The sequence below is a fragment of the Endozoicomonas sp. ONNA2 genome (assembly GCF_024606365.1).
GTDB lineage: Bacteria > Pseudomonadota > Gammaproteobacteria > Pseudomonadales > Endozoicomonadaceae > Endozoicomonas.
Genome location: NZ_JAHHPO010000283.1, coordinates 1 through 5,972, shown reverse-complemented (window position 1 = coordinate 5,972; position 5,972 = coordinate 1). Strand labels below are relative to the sequence as shown.

Annotated in this window: 5 protein-coding genes and 1 tRNA gene; 3 read left to right on the top strand and 3 right to left on the bottom strand. The window is 45.7% G+C overall.

Features of this window, described 5'->3' with window-relative positions:
* The 3 genes from KDK14_RS04985 to KDK14_RS04975 form a co-directional block, all read left to right on the top strand.
* On the top strand, window positions 1–502 hold a 502-nt coding region (locus KDK14_RS04985; RefSeq protein WP_373691032.1), incomplete at its 5' end, for a VOC family protein.
* A gap of 84 nt (window positions 503–586) precedes the next feature.
* Window positions 587–1,375: a hypothetical protein gene (locus KDK14_RS04980; RefSeq protein WP_257263914.1), complete on the top strand. Its 789-nt coding sequence runs from the start codon at window positions 587–589 to the stop codon at window positions 1,373–1,375.
* A 155-nt stretch (window positions 1,376–1,530) separates the two neighbouring features.
* Window positions 1,531–1,621: transfer RNA gene (locus KDK14_RS04975), tRNA-Ser, on the top strand.
* Between the two features lie 254 nt (window positions 1,622–1,875).
* On the opposite strand, the gene KDK14_RS04970 is transcribed toward KDK14_RS04975, so the two are convergent.
* The 3 genes from KDK14_RS04970 to KDK14_RS04960 all read right to left on the bottom strand — a co-directional run bounded on the left by KDK14_RS04970 (window position 1,876) and on the right by KDK14_RS04960 (window position 5,704).
* Window positions 1,876–2,439: a hypothetical protein gene (locus tag KDK14_RS04970; RefSeq protein WP_257263913.1), complete on the bottom strand. Its 564-nt coding sequence runs from the start codon at window positions 2,437–2,439 to the stop codon at window positions 1,876–1,878.
* Between the two features lie 2 nt (window positions 2,440–2,441).
* A complete protein-coding gene (locus KDK14_RS04965; protein WP_257263912.1) occupies window positions 2,442–3,977 on the bottom strand; it encodes a phosphatidylinositol 4-kinase in 1,536 nt (511 codons plus the stop codon).
* 494 nt (window positions 3,978–4,471) lie between these two features.
* On the bottom strand, window positions 4,472–5,704 hold the full coding sequence (locus tag KDK14_RS04960) for an ankyrin repeat domain-containing protein (protein WP_257263911.1): 1,233 nt from the start codon (window positions 5,702–5,704) through the stop codon (window positions 4,472–4,474).
* Between the last annotated feature and the right edge of the window lie 268 nt (window positions 5,705–5,972).

Genomic DNA, 5,972 nt, shown 5'->3' with positions numbered 1-5,972 from the left:
ATCCTCGCTACGGGGACGCCCAGTCGGGCGCTATTCTCGGACAGCCTCCCGGGATGAAAAATGGTTCAGCAAAATATTTGTCACGGCAAAGAGCGCCAAGAAGAGCATTTCTTTTCCTTTGTGTCCTTGTGCCTTTGTGGTTCAAGGCTTTTATGCTTTTTGTGCCGGTTGGCAAAACTTCCGCATTGCTCACTTATCCACAGGTGACAAGATCGGTGTTGAGATCTTCGAGTTTAACAACCAGGAAAACCCTGAAAATAACTTTGAATACTGGAAAACCGGCATTTTCAACTTCTGCGTACAGGACCCGGATGTCGAAGGGCTGGCAGAAAAGATTGTGGCCGCAGGTGGCAAGCGTCGTATGGAAAAACCGCGGTTTTATTATCCCGGTGAAAAGCCCTGTCGCATGATCTACATGGAAGATCCGTTCGGTAATATCCTGGAGATCTATAGCCACAGCTATGAGTTGAAGCTGGTGCCTATAACTGATTCTTTGGGTTAAGCGGGGCAGGAACCATCTTGAAATGTAATTGTCTTACTGCGTACAGATTGATGACTTGAATTCAGGTAAACAGTTGGGGGAAGAGTGAATACACCGATCACCAGACAATCCATCGTTCACCGTCCTCTGGCAGCAACCGACACGCCTGATAAAGCGGAAAATCAGTCAGCACAATGGTGTGGTTATGGTCTCACTCCCAAGGGGTTAGCAAGAGGCTGGCTTATTATGGCGCCACTTTGGGAGAAAGACTGCCCAAGGTTTAAAAAAATTACGACTGCAGAAAACAATGTACTGTCTCTTACCGGCAATAAAGAAATTCCAGACGATAAACACTATATTGAACCGGTGAAAGAGCTACCTGATTACATACTCAATGATACTATTTTAAATGACTACGGCGGGTGTAATGCTGGTGATAGAGTCATTGATATTGTTAATGAGTACAGGGAAAGAAGTGGCTACGAAGTATTTATGGGAAAAGTTGACCTCCCGCGTGTTTATGAATTTGACCTTTCAGCCAGCCATTATTTTGCATTTGCTCCAGCGTTTCCACGCCTTGAGGCGGAGTTGACAAAGGGGAATACAGAACATCTTGTTATGCGTTTTTTAAATGACGATTTTTATTGGGAGACCAATACGTGGAATGCCTTTACATACGAGGAATATTCCTTAATTTCACTGATACTTCCCAACTATGAGGTGAGTTCTAAAAAACAATTCTCCTTGACGCTAACAGAGCTAATGTCGTTACCGCCAGATCCGGGCAAGTTCTTCCCCGGCGGCGCCATATATAGAGAAGCTCAAGACAGCTTCCTCTCATATCAAACAGAGAATACTTCAGGCTTTGCATTTTCTGGAGATACGCTCTACTGAAACTGCTGCCAAACGCTGTTGTTGATAAAGTTCTGGCCATTATGCCTGGCCCGAATTGCCTGCGGTGATTTTTTTGTCGGCAGGTATATATTCTTTTTGCCTTTGCGGCGCAGGTGATATAAAGTACGCCACCGGTAGTAAACGTCTTGAACAAGGGTGAGGTGTCCGAGTGGCTGAAGGAGCACGCCTGGAAAGTGTGTGTACGTTAATCGCGTACCGAGGGTTCGAATCCCTCCCTCACCGCCATTTGTATTTTCTAACTTATTAATCTTACATCCTTTTCTTCAAGTTCATTTGTTCTAACCTGCCAATTTGTCCAAGAAGTGTCCGTTTTACTTAATGGATTTTGGTAGAAAATGCAGCAATACCATGTTCACTCAATAGGTCCAGCCGTTGAGAAACTTGGGGTCAAGAAAACCAAACTCCGGGGTCACAAAACCAAACCGGGAGTCAGGTTTGATTCTTAAATTAAGTCAAGAAAATTTTCAATAGCCTAAACATTAAACCTGTTTGCCAGTTAGCCAGTCAGCAGCTGCTTCCAGTGGGTTGGCAGCCATTTCCCATTTCACTTTCTCTCCGGACTGTTTGATGATCCCCCAGTGTCCGGGTAGAAAGAATGAACGACAGATAACCAGTTTTTCATCGGCTGCCAGATGATTGGTTGCTACAGAGTCCTGACAGGCAATGTAGAGCTGGCTGGTGAGGTCATAGTCCACAATCTGTTTTTCTTGCCAGCCTTCCGGCGTTTGGGGCAGACCATCCTGAAACAGCACTGCAATGTGTCGATCAATCATGTAGTAATGCATTGCTCTGGAAGAAAAACCATGACCGGATACGCCAAAGACGACCATACGTGGGCACTGACCAGTCATTAACTGGTTCAGGTAGAACTGGAAATGATAGGGGTCAGACATGGAGAGGTCTGTCGTGAACAGGGCCGAATGGGGTATTTGCTGAAGTTTACCGATAAATTTGTGATGTAACGGTAGACAGGGCAGCCCCTCGCTGGTCAGGAGTGCAACAGCCGATTGATAACAGTTACGGCCCGCTTCGTGCTCAAACATAACTATAAACCTTGTGATTGTCCCTGGACGGATAATAGATAGCTGTCGGGTGCATGGTGGCGCTGGAATTGCGCAGCATTCAATCCTGTGGACGGATCTTTCCATTGTTGCCAATTCTCAATAACCCGGCCATTGCTTGCCAGCATGGAGGCATGGCTCTGCAGTTCTTTCACACGGCTGATCGTAGACTTTGCTTCCTCTCGGGTTATCAATCCATCCATTTGCTGGTGAATCTGCGCCGGGGTGATTGACATCAGTTTCTCATAGACTCTGGCATCAATCACCGAAGGTAACCCTGCGGTACTTCCTGCAAACCGGCGAAATCCTCCGGGCTTTGAAGGGGTGCGTACCTGATGGAGGCCAGGGTAGAAACCCATGTCATTATCAATCAGCGTAACCTTACCGTCTTCCGGATCGATAAACAGGTTGCCTGGATGACGATCCTGCTGGGCACAGATTCCATCAAGCCATTCTGCACTGTTGAGCTGTTCCTGAATCTTTGCAGCTTTTTGAGGCTGGCTATCGTCTTCAACCGGGGTCCAGTTATATTGGTTAGTACTTTGGTCGTAAGGCTTGACACCTTTGGCCACATCCATCAGTACGCCGACTTGTCCGTCGTGCACCGTCAGCTCCATCTCAGGCATCAGTCCGGTTCCCAGCAGGTTGTCAAATTTTGCTGCTGCAAAGTTGCGTGTGGCAAATCTTGGTTTGCTTTTATCAAGATAGTTTTTTGCGCCAGTAATGGAATCAAATGGGCAAGGATCAACAGGGTCATCACCTTTAAAGATTTTTTCGACCACCCCGGTGCTGGTCTGAAACTGGAGTTTAGTCACTGAGTGAATAGCACCTGAACCAAAATTTTGATCAGACCCTCGTATCAGTTGGCTATCGTTAAAGGAGCTGAAATGCTTGACCATAGTAGGCGTCAGGTCGTATCCAAGTCGTTTAAGCTCCATAGCCTGAGTCAGATCCAGTGAGCCTGCAACACTGGCAACTCCCGGATCATCCATAACCTGAAGCATCAGCTTCTGTTCATTGTGAAAGGTTCGCAATAACCCGTTCAGTTGTTGGAATTCTGTTGGATGCATCATTCCGCCTTGCTGATCAAGCAGCTGGCTCAGCTCGTTAAAACCTTTCTGCAAATTATCAATGACCTGCCTGCCCTGCTGCTCAATTTCACCTTTGTTGGTTGCCAATGGTTGCTTAAGGGCTTGACTGTGCAGAGAAATATGGTTGCTGACCTGACCAAGCTGACCGCCTTTTACCAGTAGTGCATGGTTTTTTCCCCAAGGGGTTTTACCCTGATTATGAGCAGACCAGGCTGCATTCAATATGTCTCTGGAGACCTGCTGGGGCTGCTGAAATTGAGCGGTTACCCGCTCCCTGGAAACCAGGCGGCGGTACTTTTTATTTTTGTACAGTGCGGCTCCTTCACCGGATGCTTTTTGGCGTTGTGGTAATTGAGTTCTTTTGGATTTTGATGATGATGCGGTTGGATTGACATGATTTTGTGGAGAAACCGTCTTTGCTCCACGCATGTGAACAGATTTTTGGGGGGGCGGCCAGATGCTTGTTGATGAATATGTTTGGTTGCCTTATAGCGAGCAACGGCTCGCTTGAAAGCTGACCCAACTTTTTTTACACCACTTTTAACGGGACCTGACAGCGACGCAAGATTCTGCCGATTGACTCCCTCTATACCCGCCATACCCTTTCCCTGCCAACAGAACGCTTTTTTTAATTATCTTGAAAAGTATAGCGAAACTAAAAAAACCGGGTCACACATGGTCCGCCCCACTTTGTAAGAAAAAGTTTTTCGTAAGCTCTCAAAAACTGCGGGCAGCACCAGATTGAAGCCTCCTCAATCTGGTTACTCAATCTTGGAAATAACCCATCGCCCATTAGCCGACTTTTCAGATAATCCCAAAAAGAGAAACCATACAGGCGACGCGTTTTTTTCAGGCTGGCAAAGGTGTCGCGACATTGCCGCCCCGGGATAGATGGCGTTATAAACACTTCAGCCTGATAAGACTCATGTTTTTAACTGATAGTAGGTTTTTTTATTAAAGGTTCTTTTGGTTTGAAAGGTAAGTTTGGGGAACCGCGAGGCACTGGCCTGATACGGATCAACAGATTCTTCCTCCTTATTTTTCAAAAGAGACTTGTCGTTTTTAAATTGCGTCCTCATTTCATCGAGGCAGCGGTTTAATTCTTCATCGCCAATTTTTTTGGCAATGCAGCGAGGTGTCTCTTCCTTTTGCTCTGTGTTTGCATCAGGATCAGCTCCATACTCCGCAAGGGGGTTAATCACCTGAACTATTGCCCAATCTATCAAGTCTCTGAATTTCTGTTCAGCTTCATCGGCTTTCTGTTTTTCAGCTGTCTTATCAGTAAATTCAAACAAACCTTTTTTTGCATTTTTTTTGCAAATCAGCATGTTATCCTTTTCTTTAAGAATATGATCAAGAATATGCAGGAGTGGGGTTTCCTTGCCTTGAGCCTTTGCATCAGGGTCAGCACCTTTTTCTAATAGCAGGCTAACCACGGGCAGACCTGGTTCGGAACCCCTCGCCGCTGCATACAGAGGCGTATGTATCCCTACAGTCTTGCCGTTGGGATCAGCACCAGCATCAAGCAGCATCTGCACATATTGTGGGTTACCTGAGAGTGCGGCGCTGTGGAGGGGGGTCCATATTCCTGTAGCATTTCCATCAGGGTCAACCTTTGCAGTATTGAGCAGATACTCGAAGAGTTCAGCGCAATAAGGAAATTTTTCAGGACTAGTTGCACGCAGGGTCAATGATGTCAACGGGGAATCCCCATAATTATTGCGTAAGTCAGGATTTGCCCCGGCGGCTAAAAGTGCTTTGGACTGATTAAAGTAATATTTCATTTCGTTGTGATAATCACAGCGTTTTATAGTACCTAGACCTTTAACAAACTTAGAATCCTTTTCATGACGACTCAATGCTCCGATTGTCAGTTGCAAGGGCGTATCTTCTCGAAATATGCTCGAATCATAGAACCCTGTAAAAAACCTGGACGCTTCGAAGGGACCTGGATGGCCGTCGTGTAGTAGTTCCTTGCGATCAGCCGAGACAATCAATGTGCGATAACGGTCTGGGTTGTATTTATCGACAACGATAACTCTTTTTCCCTTATAAAATCCGAGACCGTCCTCTAAGATGAGTTCACCTGTCGATGTTGTTTTCAATTCAGTGAAATTACTGGAAAACGAGTAATTACCTGCACCAGTTGGAGTCATGAATATTGCTCCTGAAATAAAATTTTACCAATTGGGTAGTGGCTGTACGAATGCAAAGTTATAGCATAATGGCCTTTAATTAGTTTATTTTTTGATCATTGCTTGATCATAAGATTTATGAAGGCAGTATTTTAGACCAACTTTTTGATCTTTAGTTCAAATTCTGACTATCTTGGGTATTTGTGGCCAAAAGACAGCCCGTCAGGGCGGGAAGTGCAGGGCGATAGAATCGGCCTTACGATCGTTCCAATCAAGGCTAATTTAAACG

Coding starts and splice junctions, on each gene's coding strand:
- KDK14_RS04970 (WP_257263913.1), bottom strand. CDS start 2,439: ATGTTTGAGCACGAAGCGGGCCGTAACTGTTATCAATCGGCTGTTGCA.
- KDK14_RS04960 (WP_257263911.1), bottom strand. CDS start 5,704: ATGACTCCAACTGGTGCAGGTAATTACTCGTTTTCCAGTAATTTCACT.
- KDK14_RS04965 (WP_257263912.1), bottom strand. CDS start 3,977: ATGCGTGGAGCAAAGACGGTTTCTCCACAAAATCATGTCAATCCAACC.